This window comes from Streptomyces sp. 147326, assembly GCF_045000215.1.
GTDB lineage: Bacteria > Actinomycetota > Actinomycetes > Streptomycetales > Streptomycetaceae > Streptomyces.
In genome coordinates, this window is record NZ_CP134201.1 from 2,729,665 (window position 1) to 2,756,553 (window position 26,889).

Here is a 26,889-nt window from a genome sequence, read left to right on the forward strand (position 1 = left end):
GTCTTCCAACTCCCTACAGGGGTCTACTTCGGTTGTGCCTTCTTGCGGCGGTTGCCGACCATCTGGCCGACGAGGACCACCAGCACCGCGATGACGAACATCGCCGTGCCGATGACGTTGATCTGCACAGGCGTACCGCGCTGGGCCGATCCCCACACGAACATGGGGAAGGTGACGGTGTTGCCCGAGTTGAAGTTGGTGATGATGAAGTCGTCGAACGAGAGCGCGAAGGAGAGCAGCGCGCCCGCCGCGATGCCGGGGGCCGCGATCGGCAGGGTGACCCGTACGAAGGTCTGCACCGGGCCCGCGTAGAGGTCCCGGGCGGCCTCCTCCAGCCGCGGGTCCATGGACAGGACCCGCGCCTTGACGGCGGCCACGACGAAGCTGAGGCAGAACATGATGTGGGCGATCAGGATCGTCCAGAAGCCCAGCTGGATGCCCATGTTCAGGAAGAGCGCGAGCAGCGAGGCCGCCATCACGATCTCCGGCATGGCCATGGGCAGGAAGATCAGCGAGTTGACCGCGCTGCGTCCCCGGAAGCGGTAACGGACCATCGCGAAGGCTATGGCGGTGCCCAGGGCGGTCGCGGCGAGGGTGGACCACAGGGCGATCTGGAGCGACAGCGAGAGCGAGCCGCACATGTCGGCGACGCCGCAGGGGTCCTTCCACGCGTCGAGCGAGAACTCCTGCCAGGCGTAGTTGAACCGCCCGGTGGGGTTGTTGAAGGAGAAGACGGTGACGACGACGTTCGGCAGGATCATGTACGCGAGCGTGCCGAGGCCCGCGATGACGACCAGATTGCGCCGGAGCCAGGTGAGGGGAGTGCGCATCAGACCAGGTCCTCCGTCCCCGCTCGGCGGATGTAGATGGTGACCATGATCAGCACGATGGCCATGAGGATGAAGGACAGCGCGGCCGCCGTCGGGTAGTCGAGGATCCGCAGGTACTGCGACTGGATGACGTTGCCGATCATCCGGGTGTCCGTGGAGCCGAGCAGTTCGGCGTTGACGTAGTCGCCGCTCGCCGGGATGAAGGTGAGCAGGGTCCCGGAGACCACGCCCGGCATGGAGAGCGGGAAGGTCACCTTCCGGAAGACCGTGGCGGGGTGGGCGTACAGGTCCCCGGCCGCCTCGTGGAGGCGGGTGTCGATGCGCTCCAGCGAGGAGTACAGCGGCAGGATCATGAAGGGGAGGAAGTTGTACGTCAGACCGCAGACGACCGCGAGCGGCGTGGCCAGTACCCGGTCCCCCTCGGTCATGCCGAGCCAGCTGGTGACGTCGAGGAAGCCGACGGTGTTGAGCACCTCGACCACCGGGCCGCCGTCGGCCAGGATCGTCTTCCAGGCCAGCGTGCGGATCAGGAAGCTGGTGAAGAAGGGGGCGATGACCAGGACCAGCAGGAGGTTGCGCCAGCGGCCCGCCTTGAAGGCGATCAGGTAGGCCAGCGGGTACCCGAGCAGCAGGCACAGCGCGGTCGCGGTGCCGGCGTACAGCAGGGAGCGCAGGAACTGCGGGTAGTACTCGGTGAGCGCGTCCCAGTACGTCTGGAAGTGCCAGGTGACCTGGAAGCCCTCTTCGAGGGAGCCGGTCTGCACCGAGGTGGAGGCCTGGTAGATCATCGGCAGCACGAAGAAGACCAGCAGCCACAGGATGCCCGGGAGCAGCAGCCAGTACGGGATCAGCCGCTTGCGCACGGACGGCTTGTGCACGGGGGGTTCGGCGGAGGCGGGCGCCTGGGGCGGCGCTGTGTCTGTAGCGGGGCTGGTCACGCGCTCTCCTCCACCGTCTCGATGCCCGCGTCGATGTCCTGGGCGGCGTCGAGGCCGAAGGTGTGCTCCGGGTTCCAGTGCAGGATCACCTCGGCGCCCGGGACCAGACGGGCGTCGCGCTCGATGTTCTGGGCGTACACCTCCAGCTCGGGGCAGACCTGGCTGTCGATCACGTACTGGGTGGAGACGCCGATGAAGGAGGAGTTCGCTATTCGGCCCGGGACCTTGTTGCGGCCGGCCGCGATGGTGTGCTCCTCGTCGGCGTGGACCAGGGAGATCTTCTCCGGGCGCACGCCGACCAGCAGCTTTCCGCCGGCGCGGGGCGTGGTCGAACATCGGGCGGCGGGCAGCCGGAGGGTGGTGCCGGAGGCCGAGACGACGACGTCGGATCCGGCGGACTCCACGTTCGCCTCGATGAGGTTCGAGGTGCCGAGGAAGTTGGCGACGAAGGTGGTGCCCGGGTTCTCGTACAGCTCGGCGGGGGCGCCCAGCTGCTCGACGCGGCCGCCGTTCATCACGGCGACCGTGTCGGCCATGGTCATGGCCTCCTCCTGGTCGTGCGTGACGTGCACGAAGGTGATGCCGACCTCGGTCTGGATCCGCTTGAGCTCCAGCTGCATCTGGCGGCGCAGCTTGAGGTCGAGGGCGCCGAGCGGCTCGTCGAGGAGCAGCACCTGCGGGTGGTTGATCAGGGCGCGGGCGACGGCTACGCGCTGCTGCTGGCCGCCGGAGAGCTGGTGCGGCTTGCGCTGGGCGAACTGACCGAGCTGGACGAGCTCCAGCATCTCGTCGACCTGCTTCTTGACCGACTTGATGCCGCGGCGGCGCAGCCCGAAGGCGATGTTCTCGTAGATGTTCAGGTGCGGGAACAGTGCGTAGCTCTGGAAGACCGTGTTGACCGGGCGCTTGTACGGCGGCAGGTCGGTGACCTCCCGGTCGCCGAGGTGGACCGTGCCGGTGGAGGGCTCCTCCAGGCCGGCGATCATGCGCAGGGTGGTGGTCTTCCCGCAGCCCGAGGCGCCGAGCAGGGCGAAGAAGGAGCCCTGGGGGATGGTGAGATCCAGCGGGTGCACGGCGGTGAAGGTGCCGTAGTGCTTGCTGATCCCGGAGAGGCGGACGTCGCCGCCCGCGGTCTTGTCAGTCATGAATGGGTCCCGGGGGTGGGTGGGCGGAGCGGGCAAGGGAGGGTTCGCGGCGGGCGCGTACGGCTACGCGCCGATGAGCTTGGCGAACTTCTCTTCGTACGCGGTCTCTTCCTCGCTGGAGAGGGAGCGGAAGGCGTGGGCCTTGGCGGCCATCGCCTTGTCCGGGACGATCAGGGGGTTGTCCGCGAGTTCGGGATCGATCTTGGCCAGCTCGTCCTTGACGCCCTCGACCGGGCAGACGTAGCTGATGAAGGCGGCCAGCTGGGCGGCGATCGGGGGCTCGTAGTAGAAGTCGATGAGCTTCTCCGCGTTGGCCTTGTGCCGGGCCTTGGCGGGGACCAGGAGGTTGTCGCTGGAGGTGATGTATCCCGGTGCGGGGATGGCGTACTTGATGTCCGGGTTGCCGGCCTGCAGCTGGATGATGTCGCCGGCCCAGGCGAGACAGGCGGCGAGGTCGCCCTTGTCGAGGTCCGCCGTGTAGTCGTTGCCGGTGAAGCGGCGGATCTGGTTGGTGTCCACGCCCTTCTGGAGCCGGCCTATCGCCCCGTCGAAGTCCGCGGTGGTGAAGTTGGCCGGGTCCTTGCCCTGGTCGAGCAGGGTCATGCCGACGCTGTCGCGCATCTCGGTGAGGAAGCCGACGCGGCCCTTGAGGGTGGGGTCGTCGAGCATCTGGGTGACCGAGTCGACCTTCTTGCCGCCCGTCGCCTTCTCGTTGTAGGCGATGACGGTGTCGATGCCGGTCCACGGGTAGCTGTACGCCCGTCCCGGATCCCAGTCCGGGGTGCGGAACTGCGGGATCAGGTTGGCGTAGGCGTGCGGGAGGTGCGAGGGGTCCAGCCGCTGCGCCCAGCCGAGCCGGATGATGCGGGCGGCGAGCCAGTCGGTGACGACGATCAGGTCGCGGCCGGTGTCCTGGCCGGCCGCGAGCTGCGGCCTGATCTTGCCGAAGAACTCGACGTTGTCGTTGATGTCCTCGGTGTACTTGACCTTGATCCCGGTCCGCTTGGTGAACTCCTCCAGGGTCGGACGGCTCTTCTCGTCCTCGCTGGTGTCCATGTACTCGGTCCAGTTGGAGAAGTTGATCTCCTTCTCCCCGGCCGAGTGGTCGTCGGAGGCCACCGCCGTGTCGCCCTCGCGCTTGGCGGGCGGGATGCCGCACCCGGCGAGGGCGGCCAGGCCGCCTAGGGTGAGCGCTCCGACTCCGGAGGCGCGCAGCAGCGAGCGGCGGGTGAGGGCGCCGCGCCCACTGGTGAGGCTGCGCCGCATCGCGGCGAGTTGCGCCGCCGAGAGGCGGTCGGGCTCGAACTGCTCCATGCGCTGTGCCCTTTCGGGAGGTGTACCGCTGGTCGGGCGGTGGTGCCACGCGGCGGTAGCCGCAGATGGTTTACGGACGGTCCCCGAAGATGGTGCGGTGCCAGTCCTTCGCGGCCACCGCCGTGTTGTCGTACATCACGTGCTTGACCTGCGTGTACTCCTCGAAGGAGTACGCGGACATGTCCTTTCCGAAGCCGCTGGCCTTGTAGCCCCCGTGGGGCATCTCGCTGATGATCGGGATGTGGTCGTTGACCCAGACGCAGCCCGCCTGGATCTCACGGGTGGCGCGGTTCGCCCGGTAGAGGTCGCGGCTCCAGGCGGAGGCCGCGAGTCCGTACGGGGTGTCGTTGGCCAGCGCGATCCCCTCGTCGTCGGTGTCGAAGGGCAGGACCACGAGGACTGGACCGAAGATCTCGGACTGGACCACCTCGCTGTCCTGGGCGGCGCCGGAGATGAGGGTGGGCCGGTAGTACGCGCCGTCGGCCAGCTCGCCCGCCGGGATCTCCCCGCCGGTGACGACGGTGGCGTAGGCGCGGGCCCGCTCGACGAAGCCGGCGACCCGGTCGCGCTGGGCGTGCGAGACCAGCGGGCCGAGGTCGGTGGTGGGCGCGAAGGGGTCGCCGAGGCGCACGGTCTCCATCAGCTCGGCCACCCGGGCGACGAAGGCGTCGTGCAGGGGGCGCTGGACGTAGGCGCGGGTGGCGGCCGTGCAGTCCTGGCCGGTGTTGATGAGGGAGGCGGCTACGGCGCCGTGCGCGGCGGCCTCCAGGTCGGCGTCGTCGAAGACGAGGAAGGGGGCCTTGCCGCCGAGCTCCAGGTGGAGGCGCTTGACGGTGGCGGTGGCGATCTCCGCGACGCGCTTGCCGACGGCGGTGGAGCCGGTGAAGGAGGTCATCACCACGTCGGGGTGGCCGACCAGGTGCTCTCCGGCCACGCGGCCGGCGCCGGTGACGATGTTGATCACGCCGTCGGGCAGGCCCGCCTCCTTGGCCGCCTGCGCGAACATCAGGGAGGTCAGCGGGGTGAGCTCGGCGGGCTTGAGGACGATCGTGTTGCCCGCGGCGATCGCCGGGAGGATCTTCCAGGCGGCCATCTGGAGCGGATAGTTCCAGGGCGCGATGGAGCCGACGACTCCGATGGCCTCGCGGCGCACGTAGGAGGTGTGGTCGCCGGAGTACTCGCCGGCGGCCTGCCCCTGCAGGTGGCGGGCGGCTCCCGCGAAGAAGGCGGTGTTGTCGACGGTCCCCGGCACGTCGAACTCCGTGGACAGCTTGATCGGCTTGCCGCACTGCAGGGACTCGGCGTAGGCGAAGTCCTCCGCCTGCTCGGCCAGCACGGCGGCCAGCCGGTGCAGGGCGTCCGAACGCTCGCCGGGGGTGGCGCCGGACCATGCCGGGAAGGCACGCTTGGCAGCGGCGACCGCCTCGTCGACGTCCGCGGTACTCGCCAGTTCGTAGGTGAGGACCTCGTCGCCGGTCGCCGGATCGACCACTGTGTGTGACTGTCCGGAGGTGCCGGGCCTGAGCTGCCCGTCGATGTACTGCGCGCCGTCTGCGAAGCGGTCCTTGACCTGGAAGCGGTTGCCCATCACGCTCTCACGCTCTCCGTAGCTACAGTTCGAGCTACAGCTCGAATTGAGTGCCGATCCTGACAGAGGTGGTGCCCTCGGCCAAGTGATTCCGTTGTTGCCTTTTGATTACGCGACGGAATCGGTCGACCATGTGTCGAGGCACACCGGAAATCCCGTACGAAGTGTCAGTGGCAACTGCCAGACTCGCGTGCATGGAGATGATCGAGGACCTGATCAAGCAGGTCAGCCGCGGTGAACGGGTGAAGTACCTGCCGTTCTGGGGGCACCGGCCGCTGCCGGACGGGAGGCTCGGCCCGAGCTGCCTGAGCCAGTGGTGGCCGTCGGCTTTCACTGTCGGTGACGTCCGCTACGCCACGGCCGAGCACTGGATGATGGCCGGCAAGGCCAGGCTGTTCGGGGACGCCGAGGGTGAGCGGGCCGCTCTGGAGGCGAAGAGTCCGGCGGCCGCGAAGAAGGCCGGACGGCTCGTGCGCGGCTTCGACAACGCGATATGGGAGCGGGAGCGCTTCGCCCTGGTCGTGGAGGGCAGCGTGCACAAGTTCGGCTCCGACCCGGCGCTGCGCTCGTACCTGCTGGGCACCGGGAACCGGGTGCTGGTGGAGGCGAGCCCGATGGACCGGATCTGGGGCATCGGGCTCGCGGCCGACGACGAGCGCGCCCTGGACCCGGCACGCTGGCGCGGGCTGAACCTGCTGGGCTTCGCGCTGATGGAGGCCCGGCAGCGGCTGCGCGAGGACGGCGCGTGACGGAGCGGCGCCGGGTCGCCGCGGTCATAGTCCGCGACGGCTGCGTACTGATGGTGCGCGAGCGCGGCAGGGGGGCCACGGGCCGGCACGACGGGCCGGAGTACTGGACCCTGCCCGGCGGCGGTCTGGAGGAGGGCGAGGAGCCCGAGGAGGGGGTCCGGCGGGAGGTGGCCGAGGAGACCGGCCTGCACGCCCTGGGCGTGCGGTACGCGTACGACGCGCCCTACCCCTCGGGCTGGACCTCCTGCTTCCGCGTGGACGTGGCGCCCGGGGAGCCGGTCCTGGGCGTCGACGCGGACCTGGAGTGCGACTGCCCGCGGATGGTCGGGCTCATCTGGGTCCCGCTCTCGCGCGGTACGGACGGCGAGTCGGTCATGGTGCCCACCCTGCTCAGTAATTGCGTGGTGGATCCCGGCCCCGCCGCCTAACGTGATCCTCGTCCAGGTGCGAAGGCGAGACCTACTTCGACTCCAAATCGGGCGGTCACGGGTTCGAGTCCCGTCACCGGTGTCATGCCGGTGTAGCTCAGTTGGCAGAGCACCACGTGGTTTCGCCGGCCTTGTTCTCTGGACACCTACGTCACGCACCTCCCGGTGCGCAGGCAGCGGCTCCTTCTTTTGCAAAGAAACCCAGGCCGCCGCCACCTTGATCTCGGGAGGCCCGCGTGGGGGATGCCCGGTGCGCAGGCGACGGCTACTTCTGGGGACCCGGAGGTCGTGGGTTCGAATCCCACCCGGCTCGTCACCCGCAAGGGAACGGGCCGGTGGAGCAGTCAGGCAGCTCGTCGGGCATAAAGTCCGCCGCCGACTTCTGATCTCGGGCATCCCTCACGCAACGCCTCTCCGCTTCCATCGAATTCGGGGGGATTCTCATGGCCCGCTTCAACCTGCGCGCGTCCAAGTCGGCGCCCGCCGCGCCCACGTCGCCGGTGCGTTCCACCGGCCGCGCCCGCACCGCTGAGGGCGGCCCCGGCCTCCTGCGCGATCCGCGCTCGGAGCTGTTCCTGCTCGCCGTCGCCAACTTCGTGACGCAGCGCACCGCGTACGAGAGCGGTGAGGCCCGCGACGACCGCTTCGCCGCGCTCGTGCGCACCCTCGCCGTCGAGGACCCCGCGTGGACGGCCGGCCTGCTGGGCTGGCTCCGCGGGGACGCGAACATGCGCACCGCCTCGCTCGTCGGCGCCGCCGAGTACGTCAAGGCCCGGCTCGACGCGGGCGCCACCGACGGGCCTTCGAACCGCCAGGTCGTGGATTCCGTACTCCGGCGCGCGGACGAGCCCGGTGAGCTGCTGGGCTACTGGACGGCCACGTACGGGCGGGGCGTGCCCAAGCCCGTCAAGCGCGGCATCGCCGACGCCGTACGTCGGCTCTACTCGGGCACCTCGCTGCTGAAGTACGACACCGACTCCAAGGCCTACCGCTTCGGTGACGTCCTCAACCTCGCGCACGCCTCCCCCGACCCGGCCAAGCCCTGGCAGGGCGAGCTGTTCCGCTACGCCCTCGACCGCCGCCACAACCCGGACGACGCGCAGGTCCCGGCCGGCAACCGCACCCTCGCCGCCCACCGGGCGCTGATGGAGCTTCCGGTCTCCGAGCGGCGTGCGGTGGTCCTCGCCGCAGACGGCGCGGAGCGGCTCGCGGCGGCGGGCATGACCTGGGAGGCGCTGGCCGGCTGGCTGCAGGGGCCGATGGACGCGACCGCCTGGGAGGCGGTCATCCCGTCCATGGGTGCGATGGCACTGCTGCGCAACCTGCGCAACTTCGACCAGGCCGGGGTCTCGGACGCGGTGGCCGCACAGGTCGCGGCGAGGATCTCCGACCCGGAGGCCGTCGCCCGGTCCCGGCAGTTCCCCTTCCGCTACCTGGCCGCCTATCAGCACGCCCCCTCGCTGCGCTGGGCGTACCCGCTGGAGCAGGCGCTCGGCCACTCGCTCGCCAACGTACCGGCGCTGCCGGGCCGGACGCTGGTGCTCGTCGACCGGTCCGGGTCGATGTGGTCCCCGCTGTCGGACCGCTCGAAGCTCAACCGGGCGGATGCGGCGGCCGTGTTCGGGTCGGCGGTGGCGCTGCGGGCCGAGCAGGCCGACCTGGTGCAGTTCGGCTCGACCAGCAGGGCGGTCCCGAACACGCGGGGCGAGTCCGTGCTGAAGGTGCTGGAGCGCTTCGAGAACCTCGGCGGCACCTATACGGCCCAGGCCGTGAAGCAGCACTACCGGAACCACGACCGGGTGTTGATCATCACCGACGAACAGGCGGGCTCCTACGGCTACGGCGGCGATCCGACGGTGGAGGTGCCGTCCGAGGTGCCGGTCTACACCTGGAACCTGGCGGGCTACCGGGTCGGGCACGCGCCCTCCGGCGGGGGGAACCGGCACACCTTCGGCGGGCTCACCGACGGCGCCTTCCGGATGGTGTCCCTGATCGAGGACGGCCGGAACGCGGACTGGCCCTGGGCCTCCTGAGGCGGCCCGGGGCCCGGGGTCGGGGGGTCCGGACTCGGGGGCGTCGCGCCCCGGGGTCGCCGGGGCACCGGGCAGGCGGGGCACCGGGCGGGCGGCGCCCCGGGCTCCGGTGACCTGGGGTCAGACCTTCTCGTGAACCTGGGAGTTGTCGTAGGGGCTGTCGTACGACGGCGACTCTTCGAGCGGCCCCAGGTCCATGAAACTGGCGAACACGGCCGCGAGCATCAGCCCGCCCAGCACGATGCCGATGACGCCCAGGATGATGCCCGCGAGCGCCACCCCGCCGTTGTCGGCCTCGCCGCGGTTCGCCTTGCCCTTGCCCAGGGCGCCGAAGACGACCGCCCCGATCCCGAGCGCCACGCCTATGAAGCTCAGGAAGCAGCCGACGACCGAGATGATGCCGAGGACGAGCGCGGTGATGCCGAAGCCGTTGCTCGGCTGCGCACCGTACGGCGCGTACGGGGCGTACGAGCCGTGGCCCGGGTACCCCTGCGGGCCCGGGTACCCCTGGTATCCGGCGGGACCGGGGTACCCCGCGTCGCCGGGGTATCCGTAGCCGGGCTGGACCGGGTATCCGTACGCCGCGGACGCGGGGCCGGCCTGCGGCGCGGCCGGGGCGGGCGCCGGTGTCGGGGCGGTCGGGGGCAGCTGGTCTCCCGGCATCCCCGCGAGCGTCGGCTGGTCGTGCACGGACGGCGGACCCGACGCGCCCGGCGGACCGTGCGCGCCCGGTGTGCCTTGCGACTTGCCCAGCTCCACCGCGGGCCGCTCCGGCGGTGCCCACGGGTCTCGCGGCTCGGGACTGCTGTCAGTCATGCGGCGCCCCCCTCTCGTACAGCCATGCTAAGCGCTGGCACCGACAGTCACGGGCCTGCCTACGATGAATCCCGACCTGCCCGCACCCGCGTCCTCCCGGAGGCAACCCCATGACCGACCTGCACCCCTTCATCGCGGGGCTGCCCAAGGCCGAACTCCACGTCCACCACGTCGGCTCGGCATCCCCGCGCATCGTGGCCGAGCTCGCCTCCCGGCACCCCGACTCCAAGGTCCCCACCGACCCCGAGGCCCTCGCCGACTACTTCACCTTCACCGACTTCGCCCACTTCATCGAGGTCTACCTGTCGGTCGTCGACCTCGTCCGCACCCCGGACGACGTGCGCACCCTCACCTTCGAAGTCGCCCGCGACATGGCCCGGCAGAACATCCGCTACGCCGAGCTGACCATCACCCCGTACTCCTCCACCCGCCGCGGCATCGACGAGCGGGCCTTCATGGAGGCCATCGAGGACGCCCGCAAGGCCGCCGAGGCCGAACTCGGCGTCATCCTGCGCTGGTGCTTCGACATTCCCGGCGAGGCCGGCCTGGAGGCCGCCGCCGAGACCGCCCGGCTCGCCGTCGACCTGCGTCCCGAGGGCCTGGTCTCCTTCGGTCTGGGCGGGCCCGAGATCGGCGTCCCGCGCCCGCAGTTCAAGCCGTACTTCGACGCGGCCCGCGCCGCCGGCCTGCACAGCGTGCCGCACGCCGGCGAGACCACCGGCCCGGAGACGATCTGGGACGCCATCCGCGAGCTCGGCGCCGAACGCATCGGCCACGGCACCAGCTCCACCCAGGACCCGGAGCTCCTCGCGTACCTCGCCGAGCACCGGATCGCGCTGGAGGTCTGCCCGACCTCCAACATCGCCACCCGCGCGGTCACCGACCTCGACCGGCACCCCGTCAAGGAGATGGTCGCGGCGGGCGTTCTCGTCACCATCAACAGCGACGACCCGCCGATGTTCGGCTCCGACCTCAACAACGAGTACGCGGTGGCCGCCCGCCTCCTCGACCTCGACGAGCGCGGGCTCGCCCAGCTCGCCAAGAACGCCGTCGAGGCCTCCTTCCTGGACCCGGCCGGCAAGGCGGAGATCACCGCGGAGATCGACGCGTACACCGCCGAATGGCTGGCGCGCTGACGTCCAATTGACGTCCGCGGCACGGAGAATGGGGCCATGCCTACCCTGACTGCCGTCGGCCACCGCGGCGATCCCTACCGTTTCCGCGAGAACACCCTGCCCTCGATCCGCTCCGCGTTCGCGCACGGGGCGGACGCGGTCGAGATCGACGTGCGGCTGACCCGCGACGGGGTGCCGGTCCTGCTCCACGACGAGACGCTCCAACGGCTGTGGGGCCATGACGTACGCCTCGACGACGTCACGGCCCCGCAGCTCAAGGAGCTGACGGAGGGCGGCGTTCCCACGCTGCGCGACGCCCTGATGGCCGCCGGGGCGGGGCGGCTGATGCTGGACCTCCCGGGTGCCACCTCCGAGTCGGTGCGCACGGTGGTGGGCCTCGTCCGCGAGTGCGGGGCCCGCGAGCGGACGTACTACTGCGCGGGCCCGAACTCGATGCTGGCGGTCCGCGCGGCCGATCCGGGCGCGGAGATCGCGCTGACCTGGACCACGTTGTCGCCCCCGCGCCGGGTGCTGATCGACGCCGTGGCCCCGCGCTGGCTCAACTACCGCTTCGGGCTGGTGAGCCGGGAGCTGACGGACGCGCTCCACCGGGACGGCCTGCTGGTCTCGGCCTGGACCGCGGACACCCGGTGGACGATGAAGTCGCTCGTCAAGGCGGGGGTCGACGCGGTCACCACGAACCGGGTGGACGTGCTGGCGCGCGTTCGGGCCGAGTCCGGACGGTGATACCCGCGCTGGGGCGGCGGGTCCGGCGGCTACGCGGAGCCCGTCCATGGGTCGTGGACCTGGGCCTGACCGTGCTGGTGCAGCTGGCCGTCACGATGCCGTTCGTGCTGCCGCGGGAGCCCGGGCTTCCTCCGACGACCTGGGCCTCGTACGCGGTCACCACGCTGGGGGTGGTGCCGCTGGTGTGGCGGCGGCGCCGGCCCGTGCTCGTCCTGGTGGCGATCCTGCTGATCGGCGGCGTCTACAAGGTGACGATGGACGGGCCCGGCCAGCCGCTTCCGTACGCCGGACTGATGGCCTTCTTCACGGTCGCCCTGCAGTGTCCCGGCCGGGTGCGGGCGGCGGTCGGGGCGGGCTCGGTGGTGGCCGTCGCCGCGTCCGTGGGGCTGGAGGCGGGCTCGGCCAGGGAGCTGTCCTTCACTCTGTTCTGCGCGGGCGCCGCCTACGCGCTGGGCCGCCTCCAGTACACCCGGCAGGCCTATACCGCGGCCGTGGAGGACCGGGCGGCGCAGCTGGAGCGGGCGAACCGGATCGAGGCGGAGCAGGCCGTGGCCCGGGAGCGGGCCCGTATCGCGCGGGAGATGCACGACATCCTCTCGCACGCCGTCAGCATCATGATCGTGCAGGCGGAGGCCGGGCCGGTGGCGGTGCGGCGGGCGCCGGAGCGGGCCGAAGCGGCCTTCGAGGCGATCTCGGAGACGGGCCGGGAGGCCATGGCGCAGCTGCGCACGATGCTGGGGGTGCTCCGCGAGGCGGACGGCCCGGCGCCGCGCGAGCCGCAGCCGGGGGTGGCGTCGCTCCCGGCGCTGCTGGACCGGGTGCGCCGGGGCGGGCCGGAGATCGCGTACGAGGCGACGGGCGAGGTCCAGGGGCTGCCCCCGGCGGTGGACACGGCCGTGTACCGGATCGTGCAGGAGGCGCTGACGAACGTGGTGAAGCACGCGCGGGCCCGGCAGGTGAGCGTACGGCTGCACCACGGGGCGCGGGAGCTGGCGGTCACGGTGGCGGACGACGGACGGGGGCCGGCGGGCGCCGGAAGCGGAGGCGGAAGCGGAAGCGGCGGGCACGGATTGATCGGGATCAGGGAGCGGGCGGCGGCCCACGGAGGCACGGCGGAGTGCGGGCCGCGGCGCGACGGCTCCGGGTTCGAGGTGCGGGCCGTCCTTGTAACCTCACCGCTGGAGGTGGGGAATTGACGATCCGTGTGGTGGTGGCCGACGACCAGGAGCTGGTGCGCAGCGGGTTCGCGATGATCCTGGACGTCCAGGAGGACATCGAGGTCGTGGCGGAGGTGGGGGACGGCGCGGCGGCGGTGGCGGCGGTGGCCCGGCTCGCTCCGGACGTGGCGCTGCTGGACATCCGGATGCCGGTGCTGGACGGGATCGAGGCGTGCCGGGCGATCTCGGCGCGGAGCGCGTGCCGGACGGTGATGCTGACGACCTTCGATTCGGACGAGTACGTGTACGAGGCGCTGCACGCGGGGGCGAGCGGGTTCCTGCTGAAGGACGTGCGGCGGGACGATCTGGTGCACGCGGTACGGGTGGTGGCGGCGGGCGAGTCGCTGCTGGCGCCTTCGGTGGCGCGGCGGCTGATCGAGGAGTACACGGCGGCGACGGTGCGGCCTTCCCTTCCGGCGGACCGGCTGGAGGTGCTGACGGCGCGGGAGCGGGAGACGCTGCTGCACCTGGGGCGGGGCCTGTCGAACGCGGAGATCGCGGCGTCGCTGGTGGTGAGCGAGCACACGGTGAAGTCGCACGTGGGGAACGTGCTGGCGAAGCTGGGGCTGCGGGACCGGATCCAGGCGGTGATCTGCGCGTACGAGACGGGCCTGATCGCGGCGGGTACTCCCTCTGGGGAGTGAGTGGACGGCGTGTCGCCTCCCCCGCGCCGGGTAGTTGTCGTACCGGTGAAGACCCCTCTTGATGGTGATCCGCAACTACCCCTCTGACCTGGAGCATTGAGGTCATCGGGGCAGACGGCCCCGATGCCTCACAGGGGGAGCACACCACCATGAACGCACGTAGGCGCACGCTGATCGCGGCCGCTCTGGTCCTGGGGATCGCTTCCGGTCCGGCCGTCGCCCACGCCGCTTCGGTTCCCGCGCCGGCGAGGGGCACGGCGGGCGTCTCGGCGCCCCTCGCTCCGACCCCGCCGAATGCGGCGGTCCTGGAGCGGGCGATTGCCGGTCTCGGGGCGGAACACAAGGACGCGACCGCCGCGCTGGTCCGCGTCGGGGGTACGAGCGGCAGCTGGCGGGGCAGTTCCGGGGTCGCGGACATCGTCACCGGGCGGGCGGCCGTCGGCCAGGGGAGGTTCCGGGCGGGGTCGGTGACCAAGACCTTCACCGCGGCGGTGGTCCTCCAGCTGGCGGCCGAGGGCCGGGTGGACCTCGACCGGCCGGTCCGGCAGTACCTGCGCGGGACCGTCCCCGATGGCTACGGCGCGGTCACCGTCCGGCAGTTGCTCAACCACACGAGCGGCATACCGGCGGCGGACGGCCCGGGCGACTCGTTCGAGGCGCAGTGGGAGCACCGCTTCGATGTGACCGACCCGCACGACCAGCTGGTCAATGCCCTCGCGAAGAAGCGGGAGTTCGCCCCGGGCTCGGCCCAGCACTACCTGAACATCAACTACACCTTGCTGGGCGTGCTCGTCGAGAAGGTGACGGGCACCTCGTACGAGGAGGCGGTCGGCCGGCGGATCCTGAGGCCGCTCGGTCTGCACCAGACCTCGTTTCCGTCCCGGACGCAGACGAGGATCCACGGTCCGCACAACCGGGGGTACCAGGCGATAACCGGGGCGGACGGCTCCCGGGAGCTGCGGGACGTGACCGAGTGGAACTCCTCGGACCGCTGGGCGGCGGGGGACATCATCTCGACCACGGCCGACCTGGAGCGGTTCACCAAGGCCCTGTTCAGCGGGCGGGTCGTGCCGGCGGCCCAGCTGGAAGAGATGTTCACGGTGCCCGCGGTGAAGACCTTCGGCAAAGGGGAGGCCGCCGAGATGACTGCGGGAATGTCCAGGATCACCCTGCCGGACGGCACGGTGCTGTGGGGCAAGTCCGGTGGCCGGCACGGGTACAACACCGGCATGGGCGCGACCCGGGACCTGTCCCGCACCTTGGTCTACTCGGTCAATTCCACGAACGCCAAGGGCGAGGACATGAACCCGGTGGTCTTGGGCGTCGTGATGGCGGCCTTCGCCAAGTAGGCATCAGGCGGGCATCGCTTCAAGGCGCTTGATCATACGGCGGAGCACCAGCAAGGGGATCACCCCGAAGACTCCGAACGACATGTCGATGACGCTCCACCAGATGGGGATGCCCCGGATCGGGCCGCAGATCAGGGCCAGGGGTATCACGCCGGCACAGGCGATCATGCCGGCTTCGACGATCCAGATGTTGCGGACCGGGTCGCGGTGGACTCCGTAGAAGAAGACCGCGATGACGAGGTGGGCGAAGGCGAGCCAGTCGGTTCCGTAGAGGAGGAAGGGGTAGTCGGCATCGGCCTGGTCCAGCCCGTCGCCCACACGTCGCAGCCACTCGTTGTCGATCAGCGCATTGGCCCAACGAAGCTCACTGACCAGGGGGAACGCCGTAAGGCCGCTGAGTACCAGGCAGATCAGGAACAGGGTCAACCAGGCACGGATCCGCCGCTCAAGGGCGCTTCTCTCGCTCATGGAAGGAAGCCTACGCCTATTTCTGAACACGTTCAGCCAAGTTGCTGAACGCGTTCAATATTCGCTGCCGGGTGCGCGGTCAGAGTCCGACGATCGCGTTCCAGCGCTTGGCGAGGGAGCGGCGCTCGGCCGAGGAGATGTCCCGGGCCACGACCAGCCGCTTGCGCATCTCGTCGTCCGGGAAGATCAGCGGGTTCTCGGCCAGTTCGGCGGTCTCCTGGTCGTCGGAGGCGGCCAGGACCTCACGGGCGGCCGGGACGGGGCAGACGTAGTTGACGGAGGCGGCGAGCGCGGCGGCCACCTCGGGCGCGTAGTAGTAGTCGATGAGGGCCTCGGCATTCTCCTTGTGCCGGGCCAGGTTGGGAACGAGCAGGCTCTCGGCCCAGAGTTCGGCCCCCTCCTCGGGGACCACGAACTCGATGTCCGGGTTGTCGGCCTGCAGTTGGATGGCGTCACCGGAGTAGGCCTGGCAGGCGAGGACATCGCCCTTGCTCAGATCGGAGGTGTAGTCGTTTCCGGTGAAGCGGCGGATGTGCTTCTTCTTCACCATGCTCTCGACCTGGTCGCACATCCGGTGGAAGTCGGACTCGGTCCAGCGGGTGACGTCCACGCCGTTGCCCTGCATCAGCAGGGAGAAGGACTCGTCGAGGCCGGAGAAGAGGGTGACCCGGCCCGCCAGGTCCGGGTGCCACAGGTCCTCGACCGACTTGATCTCCCGGCCCAGGGCCTTGCGGTTGTAGGCGATGCCGGTGATCCCCGACTGCCAGGGGACGGTGTGCAGCCGGCCCTCGTCGAAGGCGGGGGATCGCAGTTGCGGGTCGAGGTGCCTGGCCACGTTGGGCTGCGCCGAGCGGTCCAGCTTCTGGGCCCAGCCCAGGTGGACGAAGCGGGCGGCCATCCAGTCGCTGACCACGACCAGGTCGTGGCCGGTCTCCTGGCGGTTCATCAGGGCCGGGCTGACCTTGCCGAAGAACTCGTCGTTGTCGTTGATCTCCTCGGTGTACCGGACCTCGATGCCGGTCTGCTCCGAGAAGGCCTCCAGCGTCGGGCGGCGCTCCTCGTCCTCCTCGTCGGTGTCGATGTAGAGCGGCCAGTTGGAGAAGGCGACGCTCCGGTCCCGCTCGGACCGGTCCGGTCCCGTACGCCGTTCCTCGGGAACGTAGGCGGCGGGCACACCGCAGCCGGCGAGGGCGGCCGACAGGCCCGCGGCACCGAGGCCGTACAGCGCCGCACGGCGGGAGAAGGCGAGTTCAGGCATGGGCACAGCCTCGGGGAACGCGGAAGGGCGAGCAATAGACATGTTGTCTACTGCCCGCCCCATCAACGCTGTGCTGTGATCGATGCGACCGGTCAGCCGTCGAGCGAGGTCATCACGTGCTTGATGCGCGTGTAGTCCTCGAAGCCGTAGGCGGAGAGGTCCTTGCCGTAGCCGGACTTCTTGAAGCCGCCGTGGGGCATCTCGGCGACGAGCGGGATGTGGGTGTTGATCCACACGCAGCCGAAGTCGAGGTTCTTGGACATCCGCATCGCGCGGCCGTGGTTCTTGGTCCACACGGAGGAGGCGAGGGCGAACTCGACGCCGTTCGCGTACTCCAGGGCCTGGGCCTCGTCCGTGAAGGACTGGACGGTGATGACGGGGCCGAAGACCTCGTTCTGGATGATCTCGTCGTCCTGCTTGAGGCCGGAGACCACGGTCGGGGCGTAGAAGAAGCCCTTCTCGCCGACTTGGTGGCCACCCGCCTCGACCTTGGCGTGGGCGGGGAGGCGCTCGATGAAGCCCGCGACCTGCTTGAGCTGGTTCGGGTTGTTCAGCGGGCCGTACAGCACGTCCTCGTCGTCCGGCTGGCCGGTCTTCGTGTCGGCGGCGGCCTTGGCGAGCGCGGCCACGAACTCGTCGTGGATCGACTCGTGCACGAGCACGCGGGTGGCGGCGGTGCAGTCCTGGCCGGCGTTGAAGTAACCCGCGACCGCGATGTCCTCGACGGCCTTGGGGATGTCGGCGTCCTCGAAGACCACGACCGGGGCCTTGCCGCCGAGCTCCAGGTGGACGCGCTTGACGTCCTTGGAGGCGCTCTCGGCGACCTGCATGCCCGCGCGCACCGAGCCGGTGATGGAGGCCATCGCCGGGGTGGAGTGCTCGACCATGGCCTTGCCGGTCTCGCGGTCGCCGCAGACGACGTTGAAGACGCCCTTGGGCAGGACCGAGTCGATGATCTCCGCCATCAGGACGGTGGAGGCCGGGGTGGTGTCCGAGGGCTTGAGCACGACGGTGTTGCCCGCCGCGATGGCCGGGGCGAACTTCCACACGGCCATCATCATCGGGTAGTTCCACGGCGCGACCTGGGCGCAGACGCCGACCGGCTCACGGCGGATGATCGAGGTCATCCCCTCCATGTACTCGCCGGCCGAGCGGCCCTCCAGCAGACGGGCGGCGCCCGCGAAGAAGCGGATCTGGTCCACCATCGGCGGCAGCTCCTCGCTGGCCGTGAGGCCCAGCGGCTTGCCGGTGTTCTCCGACTCCGCGGCGACGAGCTCGTCCGCGCGCGCCTCGAAGGCGTCCGCGATCTTCAGCAGCGCCTTCTGGCGCTCGGCGGGGGTGGTGTCGCGCCAGCCCGGGAAGGCCGCCGCGGCGGCGGCCATGGCGGCGTCGACGTCGGCCTGGCCCGACAGCGGGGCCGTGGCGTACACCTCGCCGGTGGCCGGGTTGACCACCTCGGTGGTCCGCCCGTCGGCGGCGTCCTTGAACTCCCCGCCGATGTAGTTGCGCAGACGACGCAGTTCGGTGGTCACTACAGCCACACTCCTGATCACATGTCCAACGATTGAGACGATTACCAAGCCTAGCCCCTCGGCGGAGGCTTTCGACAGACCCGGAGGCCACCAACTACGAAATCAGTGAGATCAGAGTCCCCAAACAACGGATTTCATCGATTCGGCCTTGCGGAACAGACGACCCTCGTGCACAGTGAGGTCGTGGTCAGTCGAAGCGCAGATTCCAGGAACAGACAACCGTCCCCTTCGGTCGATGCTGTGTCCCTGGCGATCATCGAGCAACTGCAGGAGGACGGACGCCGTCCCTACGCATCGATCGGCAAGGCCGTCGGCCTCTCCGAAGCGGCAGTGCGCCAACGCGTACAGAAGCTGCTCGACCAGGGCGTCATGCAGATCGTCGCCGTCACCGACCCGCTCACCGTGGGCCTGCGGCGCCAGGCCATGGTCGGCATCAACGTCGAGGGCGACCTCGACCCGGTGGCCGACGCGCTGACCGCCATGGCCGAGTGCGAGTACGTCGTGATGACCGCAGGGTCGTTCGACCTGATGGTGGAGATCGTCTGCGAGGACGACGACCACCTGCTCGAAACGATCAACAAGAAGATCCGCACGCTCCCCGGCGTGCGATCAACCGAAAGCTTCGTTTACCTGAAGCTGAAGAAGCAGACCTACATGTGGGGAACCCGATAACCGTGAGCCAGGACCTCTCCAAGACCGCGTACGACCACTTGTGGATGCACTTCACCCGCATGTCGTCCTACGAGAACTCCCCCGTCCCCACCATCGTCCGGGGCGAGGGCACTTACATCTGGGACGACAAGGGCAAGCGCTATCTCGACGGTCTCGCCGGACTGTTCGTGGTCAACGCCGGTCACGGCCGCAAGGAACTGGCCGAGGTCGCCTACAAGCAGGCGCAGGAACTCGCGTTCTTCCCCATCTGGTCGTACGCGCACCCCAAGGCCGTCGAGCTCGCCGAGCGCCTCGCGCACTACGCCCCGGGCGACCTGAACAAGGTCTTCTTCACCACCGGTGGCGGTGAGGCCGTCGAGACCGCCTGGAAGCTCGCCAAGCAGTACTTCAAGCTGCAGGGCAAGCACACCAAGTACAAGGTCATCTCGCGTGCGGTCGCCTACCACGGCACCCCGCAGGGCGCCCTGTCCATCACCGGCCTGCCGGCCCTCAAGGCCCCCTTCGAGCCGCTGGTCCCCGGCGCGCACAAGGTGCCGAACACCAACATCTACCGCGCCCCGATCTTCGGCGACGACCCGGAGGCCTACGGCCGCTGGTGCGCCGACCAGATCGAGCAGGAGATCCTCTTCGAGGGCGCCGACACCGTCGCCGCCGTCTTCCTGGAGCCGGTGCAGAACGCCGGCGGCTGCTTCCCGCCGCCGCCCGGGTACTTCCAGCGGGTCCGCGAGATCTGCGACGAGTACGACGTCCTGCTCGTCTCCGACGAGACGATCTGCGCGTTCGGCCGTCTGGGCACGATGTTCGCCTGTGACAAGTTCGACTACGTGCCGGACATGATCACCTGCGCCAAGGGCATGACCTCGGGCTACTCCCCGATCGGCGCCTGCATCATCTCCGACCGCCTCGCGGAGCCCTTCTACAAGGGCGACAACACCTTCCTGCACGGCTACACCTTCGGCGGCCACCCGGTCTCCTCGGCCGTCGCGCTGGCCAACCTCGACATCTTCGACAAGGAAGGCCTCAACCAGCACGTGCTGGACAACGAGGACGCCTTCTTCTCGACGCTGAAGAAGCTGCACGACCTGCCGATCGTCGGCGACGTCCGCGGCAACGGCTACTTCTACGGCATCGAGCTCGTCAAGGACAAGGACACCAAGGAGTCCTTCACGGACGAGGAGACGGAGCGCGTGCTCTACGGCTTCCTCTCCAAGGCGCTCTTCGAGAACGGCCTGTACTGCCGGGCCGACGACCGCGGTGACCCGGTCATCCAGCTGGCGCCGCCGCTGATCGCGGACCAGGGCACCTTCGACGAGATCGAAGGCATCCTGCGCTCGGTGCTCACCGAGGCCTGGACGAAGCTGTAAGCAGGTCCACCGGACCGGCCGGGATGTAAATCCTCCGAGGCTGCAATAGTCCGGTCACACGGCCCGGATCCTCCGTTCGAGTGAGAACGCGGGGGTCCGGGCCGTGTGCTGTCACCATCCAAGACGTTCATCTCTTTACATCTCATTGCGGCGCCAGTGACCGAACCGGCTCCGCTTCGTTCCCCCGGACGGAGGTGTACGCCATGGTGGCTCCACCGGACAATGCCCCGCCTGACAATGACGTCCTGTGGGCGCGGTCCCTGCAGTACTCCCACGACGGATCCCCCGCTCTCGTCGGGGTCTCCGTGGGAGTCCGCCAGGGCGAGATCCTGGCCCTGACCGGTCCCCGCGGCAGCGGCAAGACCACCCTGCTCCGCTGCCTGTCCGGGCAGCTGCGCCCCGAGCAGGGCGAGGTCTGGTTCAACAGCGTCCCCGTGCACACCATGGGCGCGCTGGCCCGCGAACGGCTGCGCCGCGACCGGTTCGGCTGGATCGGCCCGGAGCCGCAGCTGCTGCCCGAGCTCAAGGTCTGGGAGAACGCCGCCCTGCCGCTGCTCCTCGCCGGAGCCCCCCACCGCGCCGCCAAGAGCGCCGCCTGCGAATGGCTGGACCGCCTCGACATCGGCGGATTCGCCCGCAAGCGCCCCGGCGCCCTGACCCGCGCCGAGTCCCAGCGGGTCGCGCTGGCCCGGGCCCTGGTCAACGAGCCCGCGGTGATCTTCGCCGACGATCCCACGGCCCCGCTGCACCGGGCCGAGCGGGCCCTGCTGCTCCGGACGCTCACCACCGCGGCCCGGTCCCACGAGATCACCGTCCTGCTGGCCACCCACGACGAGGCCACCGCGGCCGTCGCGGACCGCCGCCTGGCGCTGCTCGACGGCCGGCTCGCGGGGACCGCGGCCGCCTCCTCCCCCGTCCCCGACACCCCGGAGGGCCAGGCCGCGTGCTCGCTCTCCGCCTAGCCCGCGGTTCCCGGCCGCTCGTCCAGCTGCGGCGGCTCCTCGTCGCCGCCGCCTCGGCCGGGACCGGGTTCCTGCTGCTCTCCGTACTCGCCGGGGCCGTGGCCCGGCCCGCCGGATCGTTCCCTCGCCTGCTGTGGGCCCTGATCCCGCTGGCCGTCACCGTCCACTTCGCCGTGACCGTGGCCCGGGCCGACCCCGCGAACCGGCCCCGCGAGGGAATGGACGCCGCCGGGCTGGGACCCGTACGGCTCGCCCTGGTCGCCGCGATCTCCACCGCCGTCGCCTGCGCCCTGGGCAGCGCCGTGGCCCTGGCGGCCTTCCTCCACCTGCGCGGGGACCTGGCCGGGCTGCCGTTCGACGGAGCCGGGGCCGGGCTGCTCCACGCGGACCAGCCGCTGCCCGTGGCGGCCGCCCTCACCCTGCTGACCCTGGTCCCGCTGACCGCCTCGGCCGCCACCGTCCTCGCCCTGCGCCCGCACCGGCCGCTGGCCCCGCAGACCGGCCTGCCCTGGGGGATCACGCTGACCGCCTGCGGGCTCGCCGTCGAGGCCTACGCGGGCCGGAGCGGCCCGGGGGCGCTCGCCGGCTGGGTGCTGACCGCGATCGGGCTCGCCCTCGCCGGGCCGGGCCTCGCCTACGCCTCCGGGAGCCTGATCCAGGCCGTGCGCCCGGGCGCGCTGCGGCTGCTGGCCGGGCGGGTCCTCCAGGAGGAGGCGCCCCGGATCGGCCCGCCGCTCGGGGTGCTGTGCTCGGTCGGCGTCGGCGCCCTCACCGCCCTGGCCCTGCGCGACGGGGGCGGGCCGCTCGTTCCGCTGGGCCCGCTGACCGGTCCGGCCGCCGCGCTCGTGGCCCTGTGCGCGACCGCGACCCTTCTCACATCCGCGGTGGAGGCCCGCCGCGTCCGGAGCGCCGCGCGCGAGGCCCTGCTCGACCTGGGCGCTCCCGCCAAGGTCCTGCGTACGGCGGCGAGTCTGCGGGCCGGCGCGCTCGTGGCGGTGTGCGTTCCGCTCAGCTGGGGTGTGGCGCAGCTGACGTCGCTGGCACTGACCCGCTGACGCGGGCAGCCCTTAGGGTGGGCCGAATGGTCAACGCAGACATCGAGATCGAGACGCTCGCCGAATTCGACCAGGTCGTGGCACGCGGCTCCCTCAGCGGCTACCGGATCCAGTCGGTCAACCTGCTGGAGCGGACCTTCGCCCTGCTCTCCGCCGACACCTCGGCAGCCGTGTTCCTGGGCTGCGCGATGGAGCCCGACGCCGCGGTGAAGGTCCGCGCCGACGGCGCGCTGGTCTTCCCGCCCGTCCCGGACCTGCCGTTCAACCCGTACCGGGGCCTGCTCTACACGCCCGAGGAGCTCTTCGCCGGGCTGCCCGACGGGTACGAGGCCACCCCCGACGCCCTGGCCTACGCCTGGTTCCAGGAGACCAAGGCCGACGGTGACGTCTTCTCCTCCATGCTCCGGTCCGTCCACGACGACGCCGTATCGGACGCCCTCGACGAACACCTCGTCGGCGCCCGGGTCGTCGGCGTGATGGGCGGCCACGCCATGTCCCGCGGCGGCACGGACTACCGCGGCGCGGCGGAGCTGGGCCGGGCCCTGGCCCGGTCCGGGCTGACCGTGGCGACCGGCGGCGGCCCCGGCGCGATGGAGGCCGCCAACCTCGGCGCCTTCCTGGCCCCTGCCCCGGACGAGGCGCTCGAGGAGGCCCTGGAGCTGCTCGCCAAGGCCCCGTCCTTCACGCCGTCGGTGTCCGACTGGGCGCGCGCGGCCTTCGCCGTACGGGAGCGCTGGCCCGCAGGCGGCGACTCGGTGGGCATCCCGACCTGGTTCTACGGGCACGAACCGCCGAACGCCTTCGCGGGGCACATCGCGAAGTACTTCGCGAACGCCACCCGGGAGGACGGCCTACTGGCCCGGTCCACCGCGGGCGTGGTCTTCCTGCCCGGCGCCGCGGGCACGGTCCAGGAGATCTTCGACAACGGCACCCCGAACTACTACGGGTCCCGGGGCGAGCCGGCACCGATGATCCTGGTCGACCGCACCCACTGGACCGAGCACCTCCCGGCCTGGCCCCTGCTCCAGGCACTGGCCCGGGGCCGCGCCATGGAGTCCCGGATCGCGCTGGTCGACTCGGTGGACGAGGTCCCCGGCGTACTCGCGTCAATGAGCTGAGCTCCGGAAGCAACTTCGCGGCCCGTTCGCACGTCTGGCAGAGGTACCGCAAAACCTGCCAGACGTGAACGGAGCCCTTGGTGCTCATAGGCCTGCTGACCGCCGTCGCGGCATCCATCTGCTACGGCACGGGATCCGTGCTGCAAGCCGTCGGATCGCGCCGCGCCGCCCGGATGTCCCCGACCGCCGCCGGGGTGACCGCCCACGGCGGCCCCAACCTGTCTTCCACCGCGAAGGCGGCGATGACCTGGGAATTCATCGTCGGCACGATTCTGGACTTCGTGGGCTTCGGGCTCGGCGCCCTGGCCGCCCGACTCCTTCCCCTATTCCTCTCGCAGACGGTCATCAGCGCCAACCTGGTGATCACGGCCGTGCTGAGCGTGAAGATGCTGGGCATCCGGCTGACCCGCAAGGAGTGGACCTCGATCGGCGTCGTCTGCACGGCGCTGGTGCTGCTGGCGACGGCGGCGGGCCACGAGGGCGGCCACCACGCGCCGATGTCCACGCACTGGTGGCTGCTGGGGATCACCCTGCTGCTGATGGTGGGCGGCACGGTCGCGGTACGCCTCCTCGGCGGCGGGGCCGCGATCCTGGCAGGCCTGCTGTCGGGCCTGGGCTTCGGCGCGCTCGGCGTCGGCGTCCGGATCCTGGACGGCGTGGACCCGTTCGACCTCAGCACCTTCCTCTCCGACCCGGCCCTCTACGCCATTCTGGTGGCGGGCATCGGTGGCATGTACCTGCACACGATCGCCCTCCAGATCGGCTCGGTGAACGGCGCCACGGCGGCCCTGGTCGTCGGCGAGACGGTGCTCCCGGGCGCGATCGGCGTGCTCTGGCTCGGTGACGCCTCCCGCCCGGGCCTGGCCTGGCTCGCGGTCCTCGGCTTCGTCCTGGCCGTCGCGGGCGCGGTGGCCGTCGCCTGGTACGGCAAGCACGAGGGCGCCGAGGAGGAGTCCGGGACCCCGGTGCCGGAGCCGGTCGGCTGACCCGTCGGCCGGCCGGGCGTCACCCGGTCGGCCGTCTCCTGGTGGTGGCGCGGCGGTGGCTGCCGCTTGCTGGACCAGGGGAGAGAGCGAGGGCGGTATGGAGCCCACGACCGATCGGCTGAAGACACCGCGCGCCGCCGGAATGGCCGGAGTCGGCTTCGCCCTGCTGCTCGGGGTGGCGATCGTCCTGATGCGGATCGCCGTTCCCGGCGACGCCGCCGACGCGGCCGTCGACCCGGACAAGCGCTGGGCGGTCCGGGTGGCCCTGGAGATCGTGCCCTTCGCGGGCATCTTCTTCCTCTGGTTCATGGGCGCCCTGCGCGCGCACACGGGTGAGGCCGAGGACCGGTTCGTCGCCACCGTGTTCCTCGGCAGCGGATTCGTCTTCGTGGCCACGCTGTTCGCCGCGGCCGCGGCCGCGGGCACCGTGCTGAACGAGGCCACGCCCTCCGACTTCGGCCGCCACTACGCCTACACGCTCCTCGCGACGTACGCCATGCGGATGGCGGCCGTCTTCGTCCTCGCGACCTCGACCATCGGGCGGCTGCTCGGCGTCTTCCCGCGGTCTCTGGCCCTGCTGGGCACCGTCGTCGGCCTGGTCCTGATCGTGGTGGGTTCCGGCGTGCCCTGGTCCGAGCTGCTCTTCCCGGCCTGGGCTCTGATCATCAGCGTGCACATCCTGCGCGCCCGGCGCGGTACCGCCCCCACGACCCGCTCCGGGCCGCCCTGACCGCTGCTGACCTGGGGATCCGTACTCCGGCAGGCAGTCTCGGGGCCCCGCATGCATCCTGAGGTGAAGAGGGAGGACCGGGGGTTTGGGGGGTGACGGGGTACCCAGCCGAGGGAAAGGCAGAACCGTCATGAGGCTTGTCGTCGACCTCAACCGATGCCAGGGATACGCCCAGTGCGCATTCCTCGCACCCGACGTGTTCGCCATGCACGGCGACGAGTCGCTGCTCTACAACCCGGAGGCGGCTGCCGAGCAGCGCGAGAACGTCGAACGCGCCGTGGCCGCCTGTCCGGTCGGTGCGATCCTCCTCGAACTGACCGACGAGGACATGGCGAACGTGCCGGCCCCGGATGCGGTGGCCGGAGCCGGCTCCGGTTCCGGAGGCGCGCGGTGACTGGTGAGGGAACGCGCGACGGGGCCCTGGAGCGGCTCAAGCGCGAGGGCCGCATCGTCGTCGTAGGCGCCTCGCTGGCGGGTCTGCGTGCGGCCGAGACCATGCGGGAGAAGGGCTTCGCCGGTTCGCTCACGATGATCGGCGACGAACCGTACGAGCCCTACGACCGGCCCCCGCTGTCCAAGCAGGTCCTGCTGGGCAACGCGGTGGCGGACCACACGGCGCTCCCCCGCCGCCGGGCGATCGACGCCGACTGGCGCCTCGGGGTCCCCGCCACGGGCCTGGACATGGCAGCCCGCCGGGTCCGGCTCGGCAACGGCGACGAGGTGGAGTACGACCGTCTGCTGATCGCCACGGGTGTCCGGGCGCGGCCCTGGCCCAACGAGGAGGAGGGCGCCCTCAGGGGAGTATTCGTCCTGCGCACCCGCGACGACGGCGAAGGACTGCAACAGGCCCTCGCCGCCGGCCCCCGCCGGGTGCTCGTCATCGGAGCCGGCTTCACCGGTTCCGAGATCGCCTCCGCCTGCCGGGAACGCGGCCTGGACGTCACCGTCGCGGAACGGGGCGCGGCGCCGCTGGTCGGCGCGCTCGGCGGGGTGATCGGCGAGGTCGCGGCCGAGATGCACCGCGAGAACGGGGTGGACCTGCGCACCGGGGTCATGGTGACCGGGCTGGAGGGCGACCCCGCCGGACGCGTCCGCGCCGCCCATTTCTCCGACGGGTCCACCGTCGAGGCCGATGTGGTGGTCGTCGGGCTCGGTGCGCAGCGCAACACCGAGTGGCTCGCCGGGTCCGGACTGGGTGCGGGCCCCCGCGGCATCGCCTGCGACGCGGGCTGCCGGGCCTTCGACATCCGCGGCATCGTCACCGATGACATCTACGTGGCGGGTGACGTGGCACGTTCCCCGCACGCGCTGTTCGGCTACCAGTTCCTGTCCCTGGAGCACTGGGGCAACGCCGTCGCACAGGCCGACACCGCCGCGCACAACATGCTCAGCGAGAGCGCGGACCGCCGCCCCCACCTGTGGGTGCCGGCGTTCTGGTCCTCCCAGTTCGGGGTGAACATCAAGTCGGTGGGGGTACCGCCGATGGGGACCGAACTCCTCGTCACGCAGGGCTCGCTCGCGGAGCGCCGGTTCGCGGCCGTGTACGGGTACCAGGGGCGCGTGATCGCCGCCGTGACCTTCGACAACTGCCGTTGGCTCCCGTTCTACGAGCACCAGATCGAGAGCACCGCGCCGTTCCCCCCGGAGTACTCCACGGTGGACCGCAGGCCGGAGGGGAACAAGGCGGTACCGGCGGACTTCCCGGACCCCTCGGTGCCGACGCACGGACCGACCATCACCCTCAGCGGCTACTCGCCGGCCGACCGGAAGATGACCTTCGTCCCAGCGCGCCCCTGACCGCGTCCGAGACCGCACCGCGCCCTCCCCCGAG

General features: G+C 70.8%; 26 protein-coding genes. 17 read left to right on the forward strand and 9 right to left on the reverse strand.

Annotation, left to right across the window (positions count from 1 at the left end):
- Positions 1-23 precede the first annotated feature (23 nt).
- The 5 genes from RIU97_RS11765 to RIU97_RS11785 form a co-directional block, all read right to left on the reverse strand.
- Entirely contained in the window at positions 24-830 is an 807-nt protein-coding gene (locus tag RIU97_RS11765) for an ABC transporter permease (protein WP_327416703.1), read from the reverse strand.
- Entirely contained in the window at positions 830-1,768 is a 939-nt protein-coding gene (locus tag RIU97_RS11770) for an ABC transporter permease (protein ID WP_404955954.1), read from the reverse strand. Before RIU97_RS11770 ends, RIU97_RS11765 begins: the two co-directional genes overlap by 1 nt.
- Positions 1,765-2,913 (reverse strand): ABC transporter ATP-binding protein, encoded by a 1,149-nt coding sequence (locus tag RIU97_RS11775; RefSeq protein ID WP_404955957.1) that lies wholly within the window; start codon positions 2,911-2,913, stop codon positions 1,765-1,767. Before RIU97_RS11775 ends, RIU97_RS11770 begins: the two co-directional genes overlap by 4 nt.
- Positions 2,914-2,976: 63 nt before the next feature.
- A complete protein-coding gene (locus RIU97_RS11780) occupies positions 2,977-4,227 on the reverse strand; it encodes a spermidine/putrescine ABC transporter substrate-binding protein (protein WP_404955959.1) in 1,251 nt (416 codons plus the stop codon).
- 70 nt (positions 4,228-4,297) lie between these two features.
- Positions 4,298-5,815 carry a gamma-aminobutyraldehyde dehydrogenase gene (locus RIU97_RS11785; RefSeq protein WP_404962816.1) on the reverse strand — a complete coding sequence of 506 codons (1,518 nt, stop codon included), beginning with the start codon at positions 5,813-5,815 and terminating at the stop codon, positions 4,298-4,300.
- Between the two features lie 194 nt (positions 5,816-6,009).
- On the opposite strand from RIU97_RS11785, the gene RIU97_RS11790 reads away from it, so the two are divergent.
- The 3 genes from RIU97_RS11790 (at position 6,010) to RIU97_RS11800 (ending at position 9,025) form a co-directional block, all read left to right on the forward strand.
- Positions 6,010-6,564: an NADAR family protein gene (locus tag RIU97_RS11790; RefSeq protein ID WP_404955961.1), complete on the forward strand. Its 555-nt coding sequence runs from the start codon at positions 6,010-6,012 to the stop codon at positions 6,562-6,564.
- The gene (locus RIU97_RS11795; RefSeq protein WP_404955964.1) at positions 6,561-6,992 is read left to right on the forward strand and encodes an NUDIX domain-containing protein; all 432 of its coding nucleotides are present in this window, start codon (positions 6,561-6,563) and stop codon (positions 6,990-6,992) included. The genes RIU97_RS11790 and RIU97_RS11795 overlap by 4 nt, the downstream gene beginning before the upstream one ends.
- Positions 6,993-7,435: 443 nt before the next feature.
- Entirely contained in the window at positions 7,436-9,025 is a 1,590-nt protein-coding gene (locus RIU97_RS11800; RefSeq protein ID WP_404955966.1) for a TROVE domain-containing protein, read from the forward strand.
- A gap of 120 nt (positions 9,026-9,145) precedes the next feature.
- Here RIU97_RS11800 and RIU97_RS11805 read toward each other — a convergent pair whose 3' ends face one another.
- Positions 9,146-9,841: a DUF4190 domain-containing protein gene (locus RIU97_RS11805; RefSeq protein ID WP_404955968.1), complete on the reverse strand. Its 696-nt coding sequence runs from the start codon at positions 9,839-9,841 to the stop codon at positions 9,146-9,148.
- A 110-nt stretch (positions 9,842-9,951) separates the two neighbouring features.
- Between RIU97_RS11805 and RIU97_RS11810 the strand changes: the two genes are divergently transcribed.
- The 5 genes from RIU97_RS11810 (at position 9,952) to RIU97_RS11830 (ending at position 14,913) form a co-directional block, all read left to right on the forward strand.
- Entirely contained in the window at positions 9,952-10,977 is a 1,026-nt protein-coding gene (locus RIU97_RS11810) for an adenosine deaminase (protein ID WP_404955970.1), read from the forward strand.
- A 36-nt stretch (positions 10,978-11,013) separates the two neighbouring features.
- A complete protein-coding gene (locus RIU97_RS11815) occupies positions 11,014-11,703 on the forward strand; it encodes a glycerophosphodiester phosphodiesterase (RefSeq protein WP_404955972.1) in 690 nt (229 codons plus the stop codon).
- A 53-nt stretch (positions 11,704-11,756) separates the two neighbouring features.
- Complete coding sequence (locus tag RIU97_RS11820) at positions 11,757-12,899, forward strand: sensor histidine kinase (protein WP_404955974.1); 1,143 nt, start codon at positions 11,757-11,759, stop codon at positions 12,897-12,899.
- Positions 12,896-13,564 (forward strand): response regulator, encoded by a 669-nt coding sequence (locus RIU97_RS11825; RefSeq protein ID WP_404955977.1) that lies wholly within the window; start codon positions 12,896-12,898, stop codon positions 13,562-13,564. The genes RIU97_RS11820 and RIU97_RS11825 overlap by 4 nt, the downstream gene beginning before the upstream one ends.
- Before the next feature lie 149 nt (positions 13,565-13,713).
- Positions 13,714-14,913 carry a serine hydrolase gene (locus RIU97_RS11830; RefSeq protein WP_404955979.1) on the forward strand — a complete coding sequence of 400 codons (1,200 nt, stop codon included), beginning with the start codon at positions 13,714-13,716 and terminating at the stop codon, positions 14,911-14,913.
- 3 nt (positions 14,914-14,916) lie between these two features.
- On the opposite strand, the gene RIU97_RS11835 is transcribed toward RIU97_RS11830, so the two are convergent.
- The 3 genes from RIU97_RS11835 to RIU97_RS11845 all read right to left on the reverse strand — a co-directional run bounded on the left by RIU97_RS11835 (position 14,917) and on the right by RIU97_RS11845 (position 18,171).
- Positions 14,917-15,381, reverse strand: coding sequence for a hypothetical protein (locus RIU97_RS11835; protein WP_404955981.1), 465 nt, complete (start codon positions 15,379-15,381; stop codon positions 14,917-14,919).
- A gap of 79 nt (positions 15,382-15,460) precedes the next feature.
- A complete protein-coding gene (locus tag RIU97_RS11840) occupies positions 15,461-16,639 on the reverse strand; it encodes a spermidine/putrescine ABC transporter substrate-binding protein (RefSeq protein WP_404955983.1) in 1,179 nt (392 codons plus the stop codon).
- Between the two features lie 92 nt (positions 16,640-16,731).
- Positions 16,732-18,171 carry a gamma-aminobutyraldehyde dehydrogenase gene (locus RIU97_RS11845; RefSeq protein ID WP_404955985.1) on the reverse strand — a complete coding sequence of 480 codons (1,440 nt, stop codon included), beginning with the start codon at positions 18,169-18,171 and terminating at the stop codon, positions 16,732-16,734.
- Positions 18,172-18,339: 168 nt separating this feature from the next.
- On the opposite strand from RIU97_RS11845, the gene RIU97_RS11850 reads away from it, so the two are divergent.
- The 9 genes from RIU97_RS11850 to RIU97_RS11890 all read left to right on the forward strand — a co-directional run bounded on the left by RIU97_RS11850 (position 18,340) and on the right by RIU97_RS11890 (position 26,855).
- Entirely contained in the window at positions 18,340-18,843 is a 504-nt protein-coding gene (locus RIU97_RS11850) for an Lrp/AsnC family transcriptional regulator (RefSeq protein ID WP_007266859.1), read from the forward strand.
- Positions 18,828-20,207, forward strand: coding sequence for an aspartate aminotransferase family protein (locus RIU97_RS11855; RefSeq protein ID WP_351292904.1), 1,380 nt, complete (start codon positions 18,828-18,830; stop codon positions 20,205-20,207). Before RIU97_RS11850 ends, RIU97_RS11855 begins: the two co-directional genes overlap by 16 nt.
- A 203-nt stretch (positions 20,208-20,410) precedes the next feature.
- Positions 20,411-21,169, forward strand: coding sequence for an ABC transporter ATP-binding protein (locus tag RIU97_RS11860; protein WP_404955988.1), 759 nt, complete (start codon positions 20,411-20,413; stop codon positions 21,167-21,169).
- A complete protein-coding gene (locus tag RIU97_RS11865) occupies positions 21,151-22,224 on the forward strand; it encodes a hypothetical protein (RefSeq protein WP_404955990.1) in 1,074 nt (357 codons plus the stop codon). Before RIU97_RS11860 ends, RIU97_RS11865 begins: the two co-directional genes overlap by 19 nt.
- Before the next feature lie 26 nt (positions 22,225-22,250).
- Positions 22,251-23,342, forward strand: a complete 1,092-nt coding sequence (locus tag RIU97_RS11870) for an LOG family protein (RefSeq protein WP_404955992.1) — start codon at positions 22,251-22,253, stop codon at positions 23,340-23,342.
- Between the two features lie 80 nt (positions 23,343-23,422).
- Positions 23,423-24,328 (forward strand): hypothetical protein, encoded by a 906-nt coding sequence (locus RIU97_RS11875; protein WP_404955994.1) that lies wholly within the window; start codon positions 23,423-23,425, stop codon positions 24,326-24,328.
- 97 nt (positions 24,329-24,425) lie between these two features.
- On the forward strand, positions 24,426-25,058 hold the full coding sequence (locus RIU97_RS11880) for a hypothetical protein (RefSeq protein ID WP_404955996.1): 633 nt from the start codon (positions 24,426-24,428) through the stop codon (positions 25,056-25,058).
- A gap of 130 nt (positions 25,059-25,188) precedes the next feature.
- Positions 25,189-25,452, forward strand: a complete 264-nt coding sequence (locus tag RIU97_RS11885) for a ferredoxin (RefSeq protein ID WP_404955998.1) — start codon at positions 25,189-25,191, stop codon at positions 25,450-25,452.
- On the forward strand, positions 25,449-26,855 hold the full coding sequence (locus tag RIU97_RS11890; protein ID WP_404956000.1) for an NAD(P)/FAD-dependent oxidoreductase: 1,407 nt from the start codon (positions 25,449-25,451) through the stop codon (positions 26,853-26,855). Before RIU97_RS11885 ends, RIU97_RS11890 begins: the two co-directional genes overlap by 4 nt.
- Positions 26,856-26,889 lie beyond the last annotated feature (34 nt).